This is a genomic window from Janibacter terrae (assembly GCF_039636765.1).
In the GTDB taxonomy this organism is placed as follows: Bacteria; Actinomycetota; Actinomycetes; order Actinomycetales; family Dermatophilaceae; genus Janibacter; species Janibacter terrae.
This window is the reverse complement of sequence record NZ_CP144167.1, coordinates 39789-55267: the sequence shown is the minus strand read 5'-3', so window position 1 is coordinate 55267 and position 15479 is coordinate 39789. Positions and strand designations below refer to the sequence as shown.

The following is a 15479-nucleotide window of genomic DNA, read 5'->3' as shown; positions in this document are numbered from 1 at the left end:
CCCACGTGTCCCGTCGCCTTGTCGCCGCAGTCGCTGCCCTCGTCCTGGCCCTCGTCGGTACCTTCGTCATCGTGGCCTACGTGTCCGGTGCGGACGAGCGCGCCATGTCCGACATGGCCCCGGTCGAGGTCCTCGTCGTCACCACGCCGGTCCCCGAGGGCACGCCCGTCGACCAGCTGACGGACCTCGTCGCCCCCAAGGAGGTGCCGGCGTCGGCGGTGAGCCCCGGTGCGCTGACCTCCCTGGACGAGGTCTCTGGGCGGGTGGTGCAGACGGGCCTGCAGCCCGGCGAGCAGCTGCTGGCCCACAGATTCGTCGAGCCCGAGGTCCTGGCGGTCGCGAGCGACGTCAAGGTGCCGGCAGGCAAGCACCAGGTGACTGTCCAGCTGGAGCGCACCCGCGTGCTCGGTGGCCAGCTGCTCGCCGGGCAGGAGGTGGGCGTCTTCGTCTCCACCAACGGCGCGGTCAAGGAGAAGAACACGACCCACCTGACCGTCGACGGCGTCCTGGTCACGAGGGTCGAGGGAGGGGTCGGCGCGCCGGCCGAGGGAGCAGCCGAGCCGAGCACCCCGCCGGCGGACCAACCAGCAGACCAGGCGCCGCCGGCCGAGAGTGTCACGGTCACGCTGGCCCTGGATGCCGCCGACGCCGAGAAGGTCGTCTTCGCGGCGGAGTACGAGCAGATCTGGTTGTCGCTGCAGGGCGCCAAGGCGGGCTCGAAGGGAACCAGCGTCGTGACCCGGGAGAACCTGTACAAATGACCCGCATCCTCGTGACGTCCCCGTCGCCGGACCTGCAGGCCCGATTCGGGGCCGCGACCGGAGGTGCCTTCCTCTCGCTGACCCCGCCGTCGTTGCCGAGCGATCCCGCGCAGCTCTTCGCGCTCCTCGACGGTGCTCCCGCACCGGAGGTGGTGGTTCTGGACGCAGCGTCGGACCTGCAGCGCGCCCTCGACCTGGCGACGCAGCTGGACGAGCAGTGCCCGCAGGTGGCCGTGATCCTGGTGGCCGAGAACGGCACCGACCTCGGTCTGGCGGCCATGCGCTCCGGAGTCCGCGACATCGTGCACCCGCAGGCCGAGATCGCCGAGATCCAGTCGGTCCTCGACCGGGCGGCCCTCGCCGCGCAGGCGCTCGCGCACCACGTGCCCGCCGTGCCGGACACCGCGCCGGCGACGGGACGGGTGATCAGCGTCCTCTCTCCCAAGGGAGGCGTGGGCAAGACCACCGTGGCCACGAACCTGGCGGTGGGTCTCGCTCGCAGCGCCCCCGGCAGCACTGTCCTCGTCGACCTCGATGTGCAGTTCGGCGATGTCGCGAGCGCGCTGGACCTGGCCCCGGAGTTCACCCTCGCTGACGTCGTCCGTGGCCCGGCGACGCGGGACTCGATGGTCCTCAAGACCTTCCTGACCCTGCACGAGACCGGCCTGTACGCGATCTGCGCTCCCGCCTCGCCCGCGGTGGCCGACACCATCTCGAGCGAGGACGTCTCGCACCTGCTGGCGATGCTGGCCCTTGAGTTCCGCTACGTCGTCGTCGACACCGCGCCCGGCCTGTCCGAGCACACCCTCGCCGCGCTCGACCGCACCACCGACCACGTCCTCCTGACCAGCATGGACGTGCCGGGCGTGCGGGGCCTGCGCAAGGAGCTGGACACGCTGGGGCAGCTCGGGATGCTCCCCCCTTCCAAGCACGTGGTCGTCAACTTCGCCGACAAGCGAGGCGGTCTCTCGATCGCGGACGTGGAGGCCACCATCGGGACGAAGGTCGACGTCAGGCTGCCGGTCTCGCCCGCGACCCGGGTCGCCACGAACAAGGGCGTCCCACTGCTGCAGTCCGGTGGGCGCGACCCGGTGACGAAGCAGCTGCGACGACTCGTCGAACGACTCGTGGTCGACCAGGTCGCGGTCGCACCGCCGGGCCCGCAGGACCGTCCAGCCCGCCACGGACGAAGGAGAGGACGATGAACCTGTCAGAACGACTGCAGGCGGTGCGTGGTGAGCAGGGCGCACACCGGGCCGCGCCGGCGGCCGAGGCAGCGCCGCCGACCACGCGTCCCTCGACCGCCTCGTCCGTACCCCCGTCCAGCGGCGTTGTCACGCCACCGGCCGCCCGCCCGCCGCAGCCGCCGGTGCCCTCCCCCCGTGAGCCCGTGGCCACCGTGGGGACGGAAGGCAACGACGCCCTGACGAAGCTGAAGGACCGGGCCACCGCGGCGTTGTTCGAACGGATCGGTTCCCGACTCAACGACCCCTCGCTCGACGAGGACCAGCTCCACAAGATCGTGCGCAACGAGCTCAACCACGTCGTCGAGGAGGAGAAGGTGCCCCTCTCGGGGGACGAGCGCCGCAGACTCATCCGCGACGTCCAGGACGACGTCCTCGGTCACGGTCCGCTGCAGCGACTGCTGGACGACCCGGACGTCACGGAGATCATGGTGAACGGACCGGACATGGTCTACGTGGAGCACCAGGGCAAGCTCACCCGCAGCGACGCGCGCTTCACCTCCGAGGAGCAGCTGCGTCGCGTGATCGAACGCATCGTCTCCAGGGTCGGGCGTCGGATCGATGAGTCCTCGCCCCTGGTCGACGCGCGGCTGGCGGACGGCTCCCGCGTCAACGCCGTCATCCCGCCCCTGGCCTTCAGCGGGTCGACGCTGACGATCCGCAAGTTCGCCAAGGACCCCTTCAAGGTGAACGACCTCATCGGCTTCGGCACCCTCAGCCACGAGATGGCCGAGCTGCTCCAGGCCTGTGTCGAGGCACGACTGAACATCATCGTCTCCGGCGGGACCGGCACGGGGAAGACGACCCTGCTCAACGTGCTCTCGTCCTTCATCCCCGAGGGCGAACGGATCGTCACCATCGAGGACGCGGTCGAGCTGCAGCTGCAGCAGGAGCACGTCGTACGTCTGGAGAGCCGCCCGCCCAACATCGAGGGCAAGGGCGAGGTCAGCATCCGGGAGCTCGTGCGCAACTCGCTGCGCATGCGCCCCGACCGCATCGTCGTCGGCGAGGTCCGGGGCGGGGAGACCCTGGACATGCTGCAGGCGATGAACACGGGCCACGACGGCTCGCTCTCGACCGTGCACGCCAACTCCCCGCGCGACGCCGTGGCCCGGTTGGAGACGCTCGTGCTGATGGCCGGCATGGATCTGCCGCTGCGCGCGATCCGTGAGCAGATCGCCTCCGCGGTCGACGTCATCGTCCAGCTCACCCGGCTGCGTGACGGCACCCGGCGGGTGACGGCGGTCACCGAGCTGCAAGGCATGGAGGGGCAGACCGTCACCCTGCAGGACGCCTTCCTCTTCGACTACTCGGCGGGCGTGGACCCCTCAGGGAGGTTCCTCGGCAAGCCCATGCCGACGGGCATCCGGCCCACCTTCACCGATCGCTTCGCCGACCTGGGCATCACCTTGTCCCCGGGCGTCTTCGGCCTCCCGGCAGGCGGAGGTGACCTCCGGTGAGCGGCGTCCTGGCCTCTCCGGTCGCTCCGGGGGTCATCGCCTTGGGCCTCGGCGTGCTCGTCCTCGCCTACCTGCTGCTCAGCCCGGGCCCACCCCGGCTGAGCAAGGACCGGCGTCGTCCCCAGACCGCCCACGCCAGCGCACTCACCGGGGCCACCGACACGATGACGGGCCTGGTCGACCGGGTCCTTCGTCGTCGTGGCGCCACCGAAGGGATCGCCGCTGCCCTGGAGAACGCCGGGCTGACCACGCGGGTCCAGGACTTCGCCTTCCTCGTGGGCATCGGTGCTCTCGTCGCCGCCACGATCGGTCTGCTGCTGGCCGGCCCGCTGCTCGCCCTCCCGCTCGCCGCCTCGGCCCCCTTCGTCGCCAAGATCGGTCTGCGTGTCCTCGCCAGCCGGCGCAGGGTCGCCTTCGCCGACCAGCTGGACGACTCCCTCCAGCTCATGGCCTCCAGCCTGCGGGCGGGTCACAGCCTGCTGCAGGCGGTGGCGTCCGTGGCCACGGAGGCCGAGGAGCCGACCTCGACCGAGTTCGTCCGCATCATCAACGAGACGAGGGTCGGTCGTCCGCTCAACGAGGCGCTCGAGGAGACGGCTGACCGCATGGGCAGCGAGGACTTCAACTGGGTCACGCAGGCGATCAGCATCAACCGCGAGGTGGGCGGCAACCTCGCCGACGTGCTCGACGGCGTCGGCGACACCATCCGCGAGCGCAACCAGATCCGCCGTCAGGTCAAGGTGCTGGCCGCCGAGGGCAAGATCTCCGTCTACGTCCTCATGGCCCTGCCGGTCGGCATCGCCGGGTTCCTCTGGGTCACCAACCCTGCCTACCTGGCGCCGTTCACCGAGAGCCTGCTCGGCTACGGCATGCTCGCGATGTCCGTCGTCATGTTCATCGTCGGCGGCCTCTGGCTCCGCAAGACCGCCCGCATCAAGTTCTGAGCGTCTCGGACATGGAAGGAGACCGATCGTGCCAGCGATGATCGCGCTGACCACCCTCGTCACGGCGCTGTGCTGGGGCGTCCTCGTCTGGGCGGCTCTCGCGGGTCCGGACATGACGCGCCGGCGCGCCCTGGCCAATCTCCGCCGGGGCCTCACTCCCCACGGCACGTCCGACGACGAGTCGCACGAGCGGGTCGCCGCCGGCTTGCCCGTCCTGGCGCGCCGCCTCACGCCGCCCGGGGTCCTGCGACGACTGGACCACCTCCACGGGCGGGCGGGACGTCCGGCGGCGTGGCCCATCGAGCGGCTGCTCGTGGTCAAGACCCTGCTGCCGTTGTTCGGGGCGGTCCTGACCCTCCTCCTGGCGAGCGAGCCGGTGCTGATCCTGCTGGGGCTCCTGGTGACGCTCGTGTGCTACTTCGTGCCGGAGCTGCTGCTCTACAGCCGCGGGATGGAACGGCGTGCGGAGATCACCGTCAAGCTGGCCGACACCCTGGACCAGATGATGATCGCCGTCGAGGCGGGTCTCGGCTTCGACTCCGCCATGGCACGGGCGGGGAAGAACGGGAAGGGGCCGCTCGCCGAAGAGCTGGTGCGCACCCTCCAGGACATCCAGCTGGGCCAGTCCCGGCGAGAGGCCTACGAGGCGCTCGCGGACCGGACCGATGTCCCCGACCTGCGACGGTTCGTCCGGGCCATCATCCAGGCCGACGCCTATGGCGTCGCCATCGTCGACGTGCTGCGCACCCAGGCAGCGGAGATGCGGACCAAGCGGCGCCAGCGGGCCGAGGAGAAGGCCATGCAGATCCCCGTCAAGGTGATCTTCCCGCTGATGCTGTGCATCCTGCCGGTGCTCTTCATCGTGCTGCTGGGTCCGGTCGTGCTGCGGATGGGCGCGGCCTTCGGCTGAGGCTCTCCCGGGACCGGGGCCGCCCCCTTCGCCTCAGTCGAGCAGGTCGACGAGCATCGGCGCGAGGCCGATGTAGGTCGCGGGCGTCATCGCGGCGACGCGCTCCTCGACGTCGGCCGGCAGGCCGAGGCCGCGGACGAACTCCACGAGCTCCGGCTGGCCGATGCGGCGCCCGCGGGTGAGCTCCTTGAGCCGCTCGTAGGGCTCGTCCATGCCCTCGACGCCCTGGGCGCCCAGTGCCCGCATGACCGACTGGATCGGCTCGCCGAGCACCTCCCAGTTGGCGTCGAGGTCGGCGAGCATGGCCTCCGGCACGGCGTCGAGGCCGGCGAGGCCGCGGCCCGCGTTGTCGATCGCGAGCAGCGAGTGGCCGAGGGCCGTGCCGATGTTGCGCTGCATCGAGGAGTCGGTGAGGTCGCGCTGCAGGCGCGAGGTGACGAGCGTCGACGCCAGCACATCGAGGAGCGCGTTGCTCACCTCGAGGTTGGCCTCCGCGTTCTCGAAGCGGATCGGGTTGACCTTGTGCGGCATCGTGCTCGAGCCGACGGTGCCCTGCCCGCGGACCTGCGCGAAGTAGCCCATCGAGATGTACGACCACAGGTCCGTGCAGAGGTTGTGCAGCACCCGGTTGTACCGCGCGATGTCGGCGTAGATCTCCGCCTGCCAGTCGTGCGACTCGATCTGCGTGGTGAGGGGGTTCCACGTCAGGCCGAGACCCTCGACGAAGGTGCGCGAGACCTCCACCCAGTCGGCCTCGGGGACGGCGGCCAGGTGGGCGCCGAAGGTGCCCGTCGCGCCGTTGATCTTGCCGAGGTACTCGTCGGCCTGGATGCGGCGCAGCTGGCGCATCAGGCGGTGGGCGAGCACCGCGAGCTCCTTGCCCATCGTCGTCGGGGTGGCCGGCTGCCCGTGGGTGTGGGCGAGCAGCGGCACGTCGCGCAGCTCGTCGGCCATCGTGCCCACGGCCTCGGCCAGCGCGTCGGCGCGGGGGAGCCAGACCTGCTCGACGGCCCCCTGGACCATGAGCGCGTAGGCGAGGTTGTTGATGTCCTCGCTCGTGCAGCAGAAGTGGATGAGCTCGCTCAGGCCCGCGTCCTCGGGCGCCGGCGCGATCCTGCGCAGCCGCTCCTTGAGGTAGTACTCGACGGCCTTGACGTCGTGCTGGGTGACCTTCTCGGTCGCGGCGAGCTCGGCGATCGCCTCCGGCCCGAAGTCCTCGACGACCTGACGCAGCGCGGCCTGCTCGTCCTCGGTCAGCTGCCGCACGCCCGGCACGACCTGCTGGGTGGTCAGGTGGATCAGCCACTCGACCTCCACGTGCACGCGCATCCGGTTGAGCGCGGGCTCGCTCAGGTGGTCGATGAGCGGCGAGACGGCGGGACGGTAGCGACCGTCGAGCGCGCCGAGAGCGATCTGGGGCGTGGCGTCAGCGAGGCTCTGCATGCGCCCATCCTCCCAGAGGCGAAGGGGGTCCCCGTCACCTCGGTCGGTGCTCGGGACGGTTAGCGTGCCCCTGTGCCGCCCCTCACCCGCGCCTGGCTCCGCTCCCTCGCCGCCGGCGCAGCACTCGGCGTCGCCGCGTGGTCGGTCAACATCACCACGACCGCCCAGCTCGATGGCTCCGACCGGCTCCTGTGGGCGGTGCGCACCTGCATCAGCGTGCTCGTCAACGCCGGTGTGGTCTGGGCGGGTCTCGGGGTGCTCGCCGGGTGGCTCGTGCGCCGCCCCGGGCACGCCGTGCTCGCGGCGGTCGCGGCGAGCGAGCTGGCTCTCGTCGTGCACTACGCCATCGGCAGCGGCACCGGCACGATGCCGTGGGCGTCGTGGGGCGACAACATCTCGTGGTTCGTCGCCGCGATCGTCCTCACCGGCCCGCTGGGGCTCGTCGGGGCGGCGGCCCGCCGGACCAACCTGCGGGGCCTGCTCGCCCGGCTCGTCGTGCCGGCCGGCGCGATCACGGAGCCCTTCGTCACCGGGCTGATCGCCCCGACGTTCGCCAACGGTCCGGCGGACTGGTGGGCGCGGACCGTGGCGGGGACGGTGCTGCTCGCCGTCGGGCTCGTCGGCGCCGGGCTCGTCCTGCGGCGGCGCCCGAGCCGCGGTCTGAGGGCCACCGAAGGTGCGTGATCGGGCATGATGCGCTCGGCGGGCGGTCGACTCTCAGGGGAGTGGGCCGCTCGTCGTCATGCGTCCGGAGGGCCCTCGAGCCGGCTGCGCACGTGCTCGACGATGCCGTCCGCAGCGGCCTCGACCGCCGCGTAGGTCGCGTCGAAGTCGCTGTCGTCGCCGTACCAGGGGTCGGGGATCGCGAGGTCGTCCCCCTTCGGCCCGCTGGGGTCGAAGCTGCGGATCATCCGGATGCGGTCCTTGGCGTCGGGCACGCCGGCGAGGCGCCGCAGCACGGTGTAGTGACCGTGGTCGGCGGCGAGGACGAGGTCGCGGTCGGCGAACCACCGCTTGTCGAAGACCCGCGCCCGGTGCGTCGTGTAGTCGCCCGTGTGACCGTGGCGCTGCATCGCCGCGAGGCTCCGCGGGTCGGCGGGGTTGCCCTCCTCCCACGCGGTCGTCCCGGCGGAGTCGATGGCGACGCGGTCGCCCAGACCGGCCGCCTCGAAGCGCTCGCGCAGCACCCACTCGGCGATCGGCGAGCGGCAGATGTTGCCGGTGCAGACCACGGTGATCCGGTAGTCGCTCATGGCGCCATCGTCCCCCACTGGTCCGGGACGGACCAGGAGAGGTCCTGTGGACCCCCTGACAGTGCCCCGAGCAGCGGCAGCTCTCGGGCGCGCAGCACCTCGGCGTGCAGGGCCAGGGCGTGGCCGAGCCCGGGGGAGCCGGCCACGGTCCCGAGGACGATGCCGGTGGAGACCCCCTTGTAGCGAAGGGCGGTCCCCGCGTCCGCGAGCGTCCCACCCCGGGCGTCGAGCCGGCTGAGCAGCCCGGGGGCGGTGAGCACGAGCAGGTCCGGGGCGGTCTCGAGGGCGGCCAGCGCCCGCCGGGCGACGGGCGTGCCGGGGTCGCCGGCGAGGGAGACCGCCACGACCGGGCGGGCCAGGTCGCGCAGGGCGCCGACGAAGGCCGTGGCGGCCTCCGTCTCGTCCACGCCCAGGGCGTCGGCGAGGAGCACGACGCGGGGGAGCGAGAGCTCGGTGAGCGCGCTCACAGGCCCACCGCCCGGCGCAGCTGCGCACCCGTCCAGCGTCGACGGTCGGGGCCGCCGGCCTCCGCCTCCCGGACGAGCTCGACGATGCGCGCGCACACCGGCGCCGCGGACCCGTGGTCGGTGCCGAGCTGGACGACGGCGCCCTGGAGCTCGGAGATCTCGGTGGGTCGGCCGGCGTCGAGGTCGTCGGCCATCGAGGAGCGGGCGGTCGGTGCGACCTTGAGCGTGGCACGGGCGAGGTTCGCGTAGAGCGGTGTCGGCGCGCGGAGCAGCGCGGGGAGGGCCGAGGGCGGCAGCGGGGTCATGCGGGCCGGCGCGACGCCGACGCGGCGCGCCAGCGCGAGCGCCTCGTCCTGGCAGGCGGCGAGCACGACGCGGCAGTCACGGTCGCGCAGCTCCACGGTGAGGGGCAGGCCGGTGAGCGCGTTGATCGCGTTGTTGAGGTTGAGCAGGAGCTTGCCGAAGAGCACCGCCCGCATGTCCGGCTCGACGTCGATGCGCAACCCCCCGCCGCACGCCGCCCGGACGAAGGGGTCGACCCGCGGGTGGTCCTTGACCTTGAGCCGACCGTTCGTCGTCTGGGTCCAGCTCGCCCCGCCGTCGTGCACGATGTTGTAGGGGACCATCCCCGACAGCACGAGCGGGCGGGAGGCGCGGCTCGGGAAGGCCGCGGCGAGGGCCTCGTCGATCAGCGACGCGTTGCGCATGCCGTTCTGGAAGGAGATGACGACGCTGTCGTGCTGCAGGTAGGGCGCGATCTGCCGGACCGCGGTCTCCGTGCCGAGCGTCTTGGTCGTGATCAGCACATAGCGTGCACCGACGACCGCGCTCGCGTCGGTCGCCGTCGCCAGCCCGTCCGGGCGCACGGTGCGCGTCCGCCCGGACAGGTCGGTGACGGTCAGGCCCTCGCGGTCGATCGCGGCCATGGTGGCCTGCCGGCCGACGAGCGTCACGTCGGCGGCTGCGGCCAGCCACCCGCCGAGGTAGCAGCCGATGCTGCCGGCTCCCATGACGGCCACGCGCGTTCGGTCCATGGCTTCCCCCTGACGACTCGTGCGGTGCGTCCGGCGATCCTACGTCGTCGTGGACGAAGGGGACGCTGGCTCAGCCCGTCGTGACGAGGTCTTCGTCCGCGTCCCGGGCGGAGGTGCGCTCGGTGAGGGCCTCCCCTTCGACGTCGACGTTCGGCAGCACCTTGTCGAGCCAGCCGGGCATCGCCCAGGCCCGGTCCCCGAGCAGGTACATGAGCGCCGGGATGAGGACCATCCGCACGACGAAGGCGTCGAGCAGGACGGCCGTCGCGAGCGCGAAGCCCATGGACTTGATGAGGTTGTCGGGCTGCAGCATGAAGGCGGCGAAGACCGAGATCATGATGAGCGCGGCCGCGGTGACGACGCGGGCGCCGTGGCGGAACCCGTCGACGACGGCCTCGCGCGCGGTGTCGCCGTGGACGTAGGCCTCACGCATCCGGGTGACGAGGAAGACCTGGTAGTCCATCGCCAGCCCGAAGACGATGCCGATCATGAGGATCGGCAGGAAGCTCACGAGCGGTGCGCCGTCGACGAGGCCGAAGGCGCCCTCCTGGAAGACCGCCACCGTCGCGCCGATCGTCGCGAGGGTCGAGAGCACGAAGCCCAGCGTCGCGGTGAGGGGCACGAGGACGGAGCGGAAGACGAGCATCAGCAGGATGAAGGCGAGCCCGACGACGACCGCGAGGTAGGGGACGAGGGCACCCTGCAGCTTCTCCGAGACATCGGTCTGGATCGCGGTGAGTCCGGTGACCCCGATCGTCGTGCCGGTCGCCTCCTCCTGGGCGGCGATGCCGTCGCGGATCGTGTGGAGCAGCTCCTCGGTCGCCTCGTCGCTCGCCCCGGTGGCGGGGGTGACCATCACCTGGGCGCCGGTGCCCTCCTCGTTCATCGCGACGACCTGCGCGTTGGTGACGCCGTCGAGGTCGCCGAGCCACTGCGCGACCTCGCCGTAGGCCCTGGGCGCCCGGCGCGGGTCCTCGAGGTCGCGACCGTCGACGACGACGACCATGCGGGCCTCCTGGCCGGGACCGAAGCCGGCCGTGAGCAGGTCGGCGGCCCGGCGCTGCGGGGTGTCGGCCGCCGCCGTCGAGTCGCTCGGCAGGGCGAGGTGCAGGTCCTTGGCCGGGACCGCCAGGGCGCCGAGGGCGAGGACCGCGACGAGGGCGGCGACGACCGGGTGCCTGCCGATGGCGCCGGCCCAGCGGGTGCCGCCGTTGTCGACGTGCTGGCCCTCGTCGACGGCCCGGTCCTTGCGCAGCTGGCCGGCGAAGGCGCGTCGGCCGAGGGCGCCGAGCACGGCGGGCAGCAGGGTGAGCGCGACGAGCACGGCGGCGAGGACGGTGCCGGCCGCGGCCAGGCCCATGGCGGTGAGGAAGGGGATGTTGACGACGGCGAGGGCGACGAGCGCGATGATCACGGTCAGCCCGGCGAAGACCACGGCCGAGCCGGCGCGGCCGACGGCCAGGCCGATCGCGTGCTCACGGTCGCTCGTGTGCCGCAGCTCCGTGCGGTAGCGGGAGAGGATGAAGAGCGCGTAGTCGATGCCGACGGCCAGGCCGAGCATCGACGCGAGGATCGGGGTCGTCGTGCCGAGGTCGAACACGGCGGTGGACGCGGTGATGCCGGTGATGCCGATGCCGACGCCGACGAGCGCGGTGAGGGTCGGCAGGCCGGCGGCCACGAGCGAGCCGAAGGTCAGCACGAGGACGACGAGCGCGACGGCGACGCCGATGAGCTCGCTCGTCATGCCCATCTCGGGCATGCCCTGCATGCCGGTGCCGGTCGCCTCGACGGTCAGGCCGGAGTCGCGGGCGTCGTCGACGGCCGTGTGGACCGCGTCCCGGCTCTCCTGCTCGACGTCCGTGACGGCCTCGACGTCGAAGGTCCACTGCACGAGGCCGGTGCGGCCGTCCTCGGTGAGCGGTGAGACCGCCTGGGCGTCGGCCCGGGCCACGGCCTCCGGCTGCCCGTTCTTCGCGGCGTTGTCGAGGTAGGTCTTCTCGACCCCCTTCGCCGCCGTGACGGGGTTGACCAGCTGCGCCGGGTCGCCCACCTGGGGGACCCTGCGCAGGTCCGCGAGCAGCGCCTCGACGGCGCGGGTGTTGGCCGGGTCGGACAGCTGTTCACCGGCGGGTGCCTGGACGACGACCGTGCCGGTGGCCCGGTCGAAGGCGTCCTGGGTGCCGGGGAAGAGCTCCTGCTGCAGCTCCTGGGTCTGCTCGGACTCGATGCCGGGGATCGTGAACTTGTCGCTCAGCGGCTTCGACAGCGTGCCGGCGGCGACGCCGATCCCGATGAGGACGACGAGCCAGCCGATGAGGACGGCCGGCCAGCGCCGGTACGCAGTCCGGCCGAGCCGGTAGAGGGCGTGCGCCATGGGGGTGCCTTTCGAGGCGTCGGTGGTGAGGGCGGGTGGCCTCGTCGTCGGGGCCGGCGGTGCAAGGGCGAAGGGGGTCACCCCCGGGCGGCGAAGATCTCCCGGGCGGTGGCGAGGTTGGCGTGGACGCCGGTCGACAGGTCGACGTCGCTCGGGCGGGCGATGAGGTCCTGGATCGTCCGGCCGACGATGCCGCCGACGATCGCGAGGGCGACGCGCGCGCGGTCGGGGGTGACGCCCTCGCGGGTGGTGAGGTGGCCGACGAGCTCGTCGGCGAGCCCCTCGACGTGGGCCTGGACCCGCTCGTGGAGCTGGGGGTTGCGCTGGACGATGTCGTGGAGGCGCTGCCAGTCGCCGGCGGTCGCCTGGTCGCCACCGAGGGCCTCGACGACGACGAGGGTCAGGTCCTCGAGCAGGTCGCCGGTCGGCCCGCCGGAGCGCAGCAGCTCGACCTGCTCGTCGGTGACGTGGGGCAGGGCGCCGAGGACCGCCTCCTCCTTGGAGGAGACGTGGTTGAAGAGCGTGCGTCGCGAGCACCCGACCGCGCGGGCGAGGTCGTCGAAGGTGAACCCCGAGTACCCGCAGTCGACGGCCAGCCTCTGGGCGGCCGCGATGATCGCGCTGCGGCGGTCCCCCTTCGCCGTCCTTGCACTGATGCTCATGGAGTGCAGTCTTGCACTCTGGCTCACTCAGTGCAAAACCGTCTGCATTGCCCTAGGGCAATGCAGACGCCCGGAGCCCGCCCCCGGGTGGGGGAGCGGGCTCCGGGCGGTGCGGTGCGGGTCAGGCGTTGACCGGCACGAGGCGGCCGACGAGGCCGCGCAGCTCGGTGTCGAGGTCGGCGTCGACGAGCTTGCCCTCGGCGAAGGCCTCGTACGAGGCGCCCAGGCCGAAGGTGTCCTCGACGACGGCCGCGCCGGCGACCTGGAGGCAGCGGACGGCGTCCTGGCGCGCCCACTTGGCGGCGTAGGGGGAGCCGGAGGCGGCCATGACGATGGCCGGCTTGTCCTGGATCGCGGCCTCGCCGCGGGGGCGGGAGAGCCAGTCGATCTGGTTCTTGACGACGCTGCTCAGCGTGCCGTTGTACTCGGGGGTGACGACGATGACCGCGTCGGCGGCCGCGGTGGCCTCGCGCAGGTCGGCGGCGACGGCGGGGGCGGAGCCTTCGACGTCGAGGTCCTCGGAGTAGTGGGGCAGCTCGGCGCCGCGGTCGAAGACGGTCGCGGTCGACCCCTCGGGCAGGTGGGCGAGGGCCGCCTCGGCGAGGGTGCGGTTGGTGGAGCCGGCGCGCAGGCTGCCGACGAGGACGAGGACGTTCATGGGGACTCCCGCAGGTGGTGGAAAGTTTGATGGTCAAGCACTTGACCAGAGAAAGGGTGCGCGCTCGTCCTCGATAATGTCAAGTCCTTGACCAATGCCCTACTCTTGGCCCATGACCCCCGACGAGCTCGCCCCCGCAGCCTGCGCCGGCGCGGACGGCGCACCCCCGCTCGTCAACCTCCTCGCCAGGGCGCAGGCGGCCTTCGTCGCCGACTTCGACGACCGGCTACGCGCCTCCGAGATCGAGCACCTCTCGCTCGCGCACTCCAGCAACGTCCTGCGTCACCTCTCCGACGGACCGCGCCGCGCACGCGAGATCGTCGACCGCTGCGGCGTGACCAAGCAGGCGGTGAGCCAGCAGATCGCCCACCTCGAGCGCAACGGCTTCGTCGCCGTCGGGCGCGATGCCGAGGACCAGCGCGCCCGGGTCGTCAGCCTCACGACGAAGGGGGAGTGCGCCCAGGTCGTCGTCCGCCGCCTCTTCGTCGAGGTCGAGGAGGATTGGGCCGCCCGCATCGGGGGCGACGAGGTCGCCGCGATGCGGGCGGCCCTCACCGAGCTCCTCGGTGACGGCTCCTGCTGATCAGGCGGTCTCGAGCGTCCCGCTCGTCTCGCCGTGCTTCTTGCACGTCCCCGTCCAGCCGGACCGGTCGCGCTCCACGGCGAGCTCGCGTCGGCACGTCGTGCAGTGCACGGGAGGCTCGACGGCCAACCGCTGGCGGCACAGGACGTGGTTGCCGCGGTTGGCGGAGTCGCCGCAGTGTCCGCAGTAGGTGACGGCGATGACGGGCGGGATCGCCCCGAGGGTGTCGGGGTCGCTCCAGCCGGAGTCCCCGGCGGTGGGCAGGTCAGTCATGCCGCCGATTCTCTCCCATCGACCCCGGGTGGTGCGCGGCGGTGCCGCCGATCAGCCCCCGAGCAGGTCGGACAGGCTGCTGCCACCCCCGCCGCCGGAGCTCTGGTGGCCACCGTCGGTGACCGACTCGGCCGGCTGGACGAGCACGTAGCCCTGCCCGCCGAAGGCCATCTGGAAGGTCTCGCCCGTGCCGCCGCGGATCATCGACTTCAGGCCACCGGTGTCGACCCTGATGTCCATCCGGACGCCACCGGTCCACATGACGACCGCCTGGGCGTCACCGAAGGTGGGCGCGCTGCCCACGTCGAGGGCGACGGGCTCTCCCTTCGTCGTGATCGCGACGTAGCCGCTGCCGCGCAGGGTGACGTTGTACAGGCCGCCCGTCATCGCCGCGCCGCGGGCCTGGATGCGGTGGATGTCCCAGTCGATGGAGGAGGAGAAGGCGAGGATGCTGTTGCCGTTGACCGAGATCATGTCGTTCTCCAGGTACATCACCTGGATCTCCTGCGCCTCGTTGGCGACGAAGAGCTCGCCCTGGCCGGAGCAGGTCATCATGTTGACGCCCTCGCCGGTGGTGGCCTTCTTGAGCATCTTGCCCAGGCCGCCGGAGCCCTGGTTCTCGAAACGGATGTCGCCCTGGTAGGCGACCATCGAGCCCGTGCGGGCCATGACCGGGCCGTGGCCCATCTGGATCTTGAGCAGCTTCTTGTTCTGGAGGGAGAACTGGTCGGTGCTCTGCTCCTCCTTGAACTCCTGGAAGAGCGAACCGTGGATCGGCATGTCTGTGGGCCCCTTCGGCAGTCGCGGCGTCCCCCTGTGGGCGCCGACCCTGCAAACTGTAGAGGGCGCGCCCGGGGGCATCTAGGGTGAGAGCTCCCCATGACGCAGGGGGGACAGCCACCGCAGCGAAGGGACGCGCATGAGCTTCTTCGACAAGGCCCGCGCAGGGGCTGAGCTCGGCGAGATCGACCGGCACTACCGCGACCTCGGCCTGCTCGCGTACCTCGCCGCGACCGGCCGGGCGGTCGACCCGGCGGCGCAGCGGCAGCTGCTCGCGGTGCTGCGCGGGCACGAGGAGCGCGGGGCGATCCGCGACTTCGTCCTCGGCACGACCGGGCAGCCGGCGGTGGGTGCGCCGCCCGTCCCGCAGCGACCCGGCGGCTCCGACGGGATCCCGCAGCCGCCGCCGGAGCGCGCCGGCCGGCACGGGGACTTCCTCGGCCAGCCGCGCGCGTCGGAGAGCACGTGGGCGCCGAGCGACCCCGACGGGACCACCGGTCCGCGCCCGACCCCTCCGCCGCCCCCGAGCATCGGTGGCACGTGGGGCCCACCGCAGCAGGGGAGCGCCGGTCCTGTGCGCTGGCAGCCCGTCCGCGCCCGCGACGACGAGTAGGACCGGGCCGAAGGGGGGAG

17 protein-coding genes are annotated in these 15479 nt (G+C 72.2%); 8 read left to right on the top strand and 9 right to left on the bottom strand.

What is annotated here, in order from left to right:
• Window positions 1-5: 5 nt before the first annotated feature.
• The 5 genes from cpaB to V3C34_RS00255 are packed head-to-tail and all read left to right on the top strand — an operon-like array spanning window position 6 to window position 5319.
• Window positions 6-761: a Flp pilus assembly protein CpaB gene (gene cpaB / locus V3C34_RS00275; protein ID WP_068328824.1), complete on the top strand. Its 756-nt coding sequence runs from the start codon at window positions 6-8 to the stop codon at window positions 759-761.
• Window positions 758-1966 carry an AAA family ATPase gene (locus V3C34_RS00270; protein ID WP_346007771.1) on the top strand — a complete coding sequence of 403 codons (1209 nt, stop codon included), beginning with the start codon at window positions 758-760 and terminating at the stop codon, window positions 1964-1966. Before cpaB ends, V3C34_RS00270 begins: the two co-directional genes overlap by 4 nt.
• Window positions 1963-3465 carry a CpaF family protein gene (locus V3C34_RS00265; RefSeq protein WP_068328826.1) on the top strand — a complete coding sequence of 501 codons (1503 nt, stop codon included), beginning with the start codon at window positions 1963-1965 and terminating at the stop codon, window positions 3463-3465. Before V3C34_RS00270 ends, V3C34_RS00265 begins: the two co-directional genes overlap by 4 nt.
• Window positions 3462-4409, top strand: coding sequence for a type II secretion system F family protein (locus tag V3C34_RS00260; RefSeq protein WP_346007770.1), 948 nt, complete (start codon window positions 3462-3464; stop codon window positions 4407-4409). The genes V3C34_RS00265 and V3C34_RS00260 overlap by 4 nt, the downstream gene beginning before the upstream one ends.
• A gap of 37 nt (window positions 4410-4446) precedes the next feature.
• Complete coding sequence (locus tag V3C34_RS00255; RefSeq protein WP_346008579.1) at window positions 4447-5319, top strand: type II secretion system F family protein; 873 nt, start codon at window positions 4447-4449, stop codon at window positions 5317-5319.
• Window positions 5320-5352: 33 nt separating this feature from the next.
• Here the strand turns inward: V3C34_RS00255 and purB are convergent, their stop codons facing one another.
• Window positions 5353-6762, bottom strand: a complete 1410-nt coding sequence (gene purB / locus V3C34_RS00250) for an adenylosuccinate lyase (protein ID WP_346007769.1) — start codon at window positions 6760-6762, stop codon at window positions 5353-5355.
• A gap of 72 nt (window positions 6763-6834) precedes the next feature.
• Between purB and V3C34_RS00245 the strand changes: the two genes are divergently transcribed.
• On the top strand, window positions 6835-7446 hold the full coding sequence (locus tag V3C34_RS00245) for a hypothetical protein (protein WP_346007768.1): 612 nt from the start codon (window positions 6835-6837) through the stop codon (window positions 7444-7446).
• Window positions 7447-7502: 56 nt separating this feature from the next.
• On the opposite strand, the gene V3C34_RS00240 is transcribed toward V3C34_RS00245, so the two are convergent.
• The 6 genes from V3C34_RS00240 to V3C34_RS00215 form a co-directional block, all read right to left on the bottom strand.
• The gene (locus tag V3C34_RS00240; RefSeq protein WP_068328845.1) at window positions 7503-8015 is read right to left on the bottom strand and encodes a low molecular weight protein-tyrosine-phosphatase; all 513 of its coding nucleotides are present in this window, start codon (window positions 8013-8015) and stop codon (window positions 7503-7505) included.
• A complete protein-coding gene (locus V3C34_RS00235; RefSeq protein WP_068424196.1) occupies window positions 8012-8482 on the bottom strand; it encodes a hypothetical protein in 471 nt (156 codons plus the stop codon). The genes V3C34_RS00240 and V3C34_RS00235 overlap by 4 nt, the downstream gene beginning before the upstream one ends.
• Window positions 8479-9516: a 2-dehydropantoate 2-reductase gene (locus V3C34_RS00230; protein WP_338537482.1), complete on the bottom strand. Its 1038-nt coding sequence runs from the start codon at window positions 9514-9516 to the stop codon at window positions 8479-8481. The genes V3C34_RS00235 and V3C34_RS00230 overlap by 4 nt, the downstream gene beginning before the upstream one ends.
• Window positions 9517-9586: 70 nt before the next feature.
• Window positions 9587-11890, bottom strand: a complete 2304-nt coding sequence (locus tag V3C34_RS00225; RefSeq protein ID WP_346007767.1) for an MMPL family transporter — start codon at window positions 11888-11890, stop codon at window positions 9587-9589.
• 77 nt (window positions 11891-11967) lie between these two features.
• Window positions 11968-12552 carry a helix-turn-helix domain-containing protein gene (locus V3C34_RS00220; protein ID WP_346007766.1) on the bottom strand — a complete coding sequence of 195 codons (585 nt, stop codon included), beginning with the start codon at window positions 12550-12552 and terminating at the stop codon, window positions 11968-11970.
• Window positions 12553-12673: 121 nt separating this feature from the next.
• Complete coding sequence (locus V3C34_RS00215) at window positions 12674-13210, bottom strand: NAD(P)H-dependent oxidoreductase (protein ID WP_346007765.1); 537 nt, start codon at window positions 13208-13210, stop codon at window positions 12674-12676.
• Window positions 13211-13322: 112 nt separating this feature from the next.
• Between V3C34_RS00215 and V3C34_RS00210 the strand changes: the two genes are divergently transcribed.
• Window positions 13323-13793 (top strand): MarR family winged helix-turn-helix transcriptional regulator, encoded by a 471-nt coding sequence (locus tag V3C34_RS00210; protein ID WP_346007764.1) that lies wholly within the window; start codon window positions 13323-13325, stop codon window positions 13791-13793.
• On the opposite strand, the gene V3C34_RS00205 is transcribed toward V3C34_RS00210, so the two are convergent.
• Together V3C34_RS00205 and V3C34_RS00200 are read right to left on the bottom strand one after the other, a co-directional pair.
• Window positions 13794-14066 (bottom strand): hypothetical protein, encoded by a 273-nt coding sequence (locus V3C34_RS00205; RefSeq protein ID WP_082807725.1) that lies wholly within the window; start codon window positions 14064-14066, stop codon window positions 13794-13796.
• 51 nt (window positions 14067-14117) lie between these two features.
• A complete protein-coding gene (locus V3C34_RS00200; RefSeq protein ID WP_068328865.1) occupies window positions 14118-14846 on the bottom strand; it encodes an AIM24 family protein in 729 nt (242 codons plus the stop codon).
• 139 nt (window positions 14847-14985) lie between these two features.
• Here V3C34_RS00200 and V3C34_RS00195 point away from each other — a divergent pair, with 139 nt between their 5' ends.
• The gene (locus V3C34_RS00195) at window positions 14986-15459 is read left to right on the top strand and encodes a hypothetical protein (RefSeq protein ID WP_068328867.1); all 474 of its coding nucleotides are present in this window, start codon (window positions 14986-14988) and stop codon (window positions 15457-15459) included.
• Window positions 15460-15479: the final 20 nt, after the last annotated feature.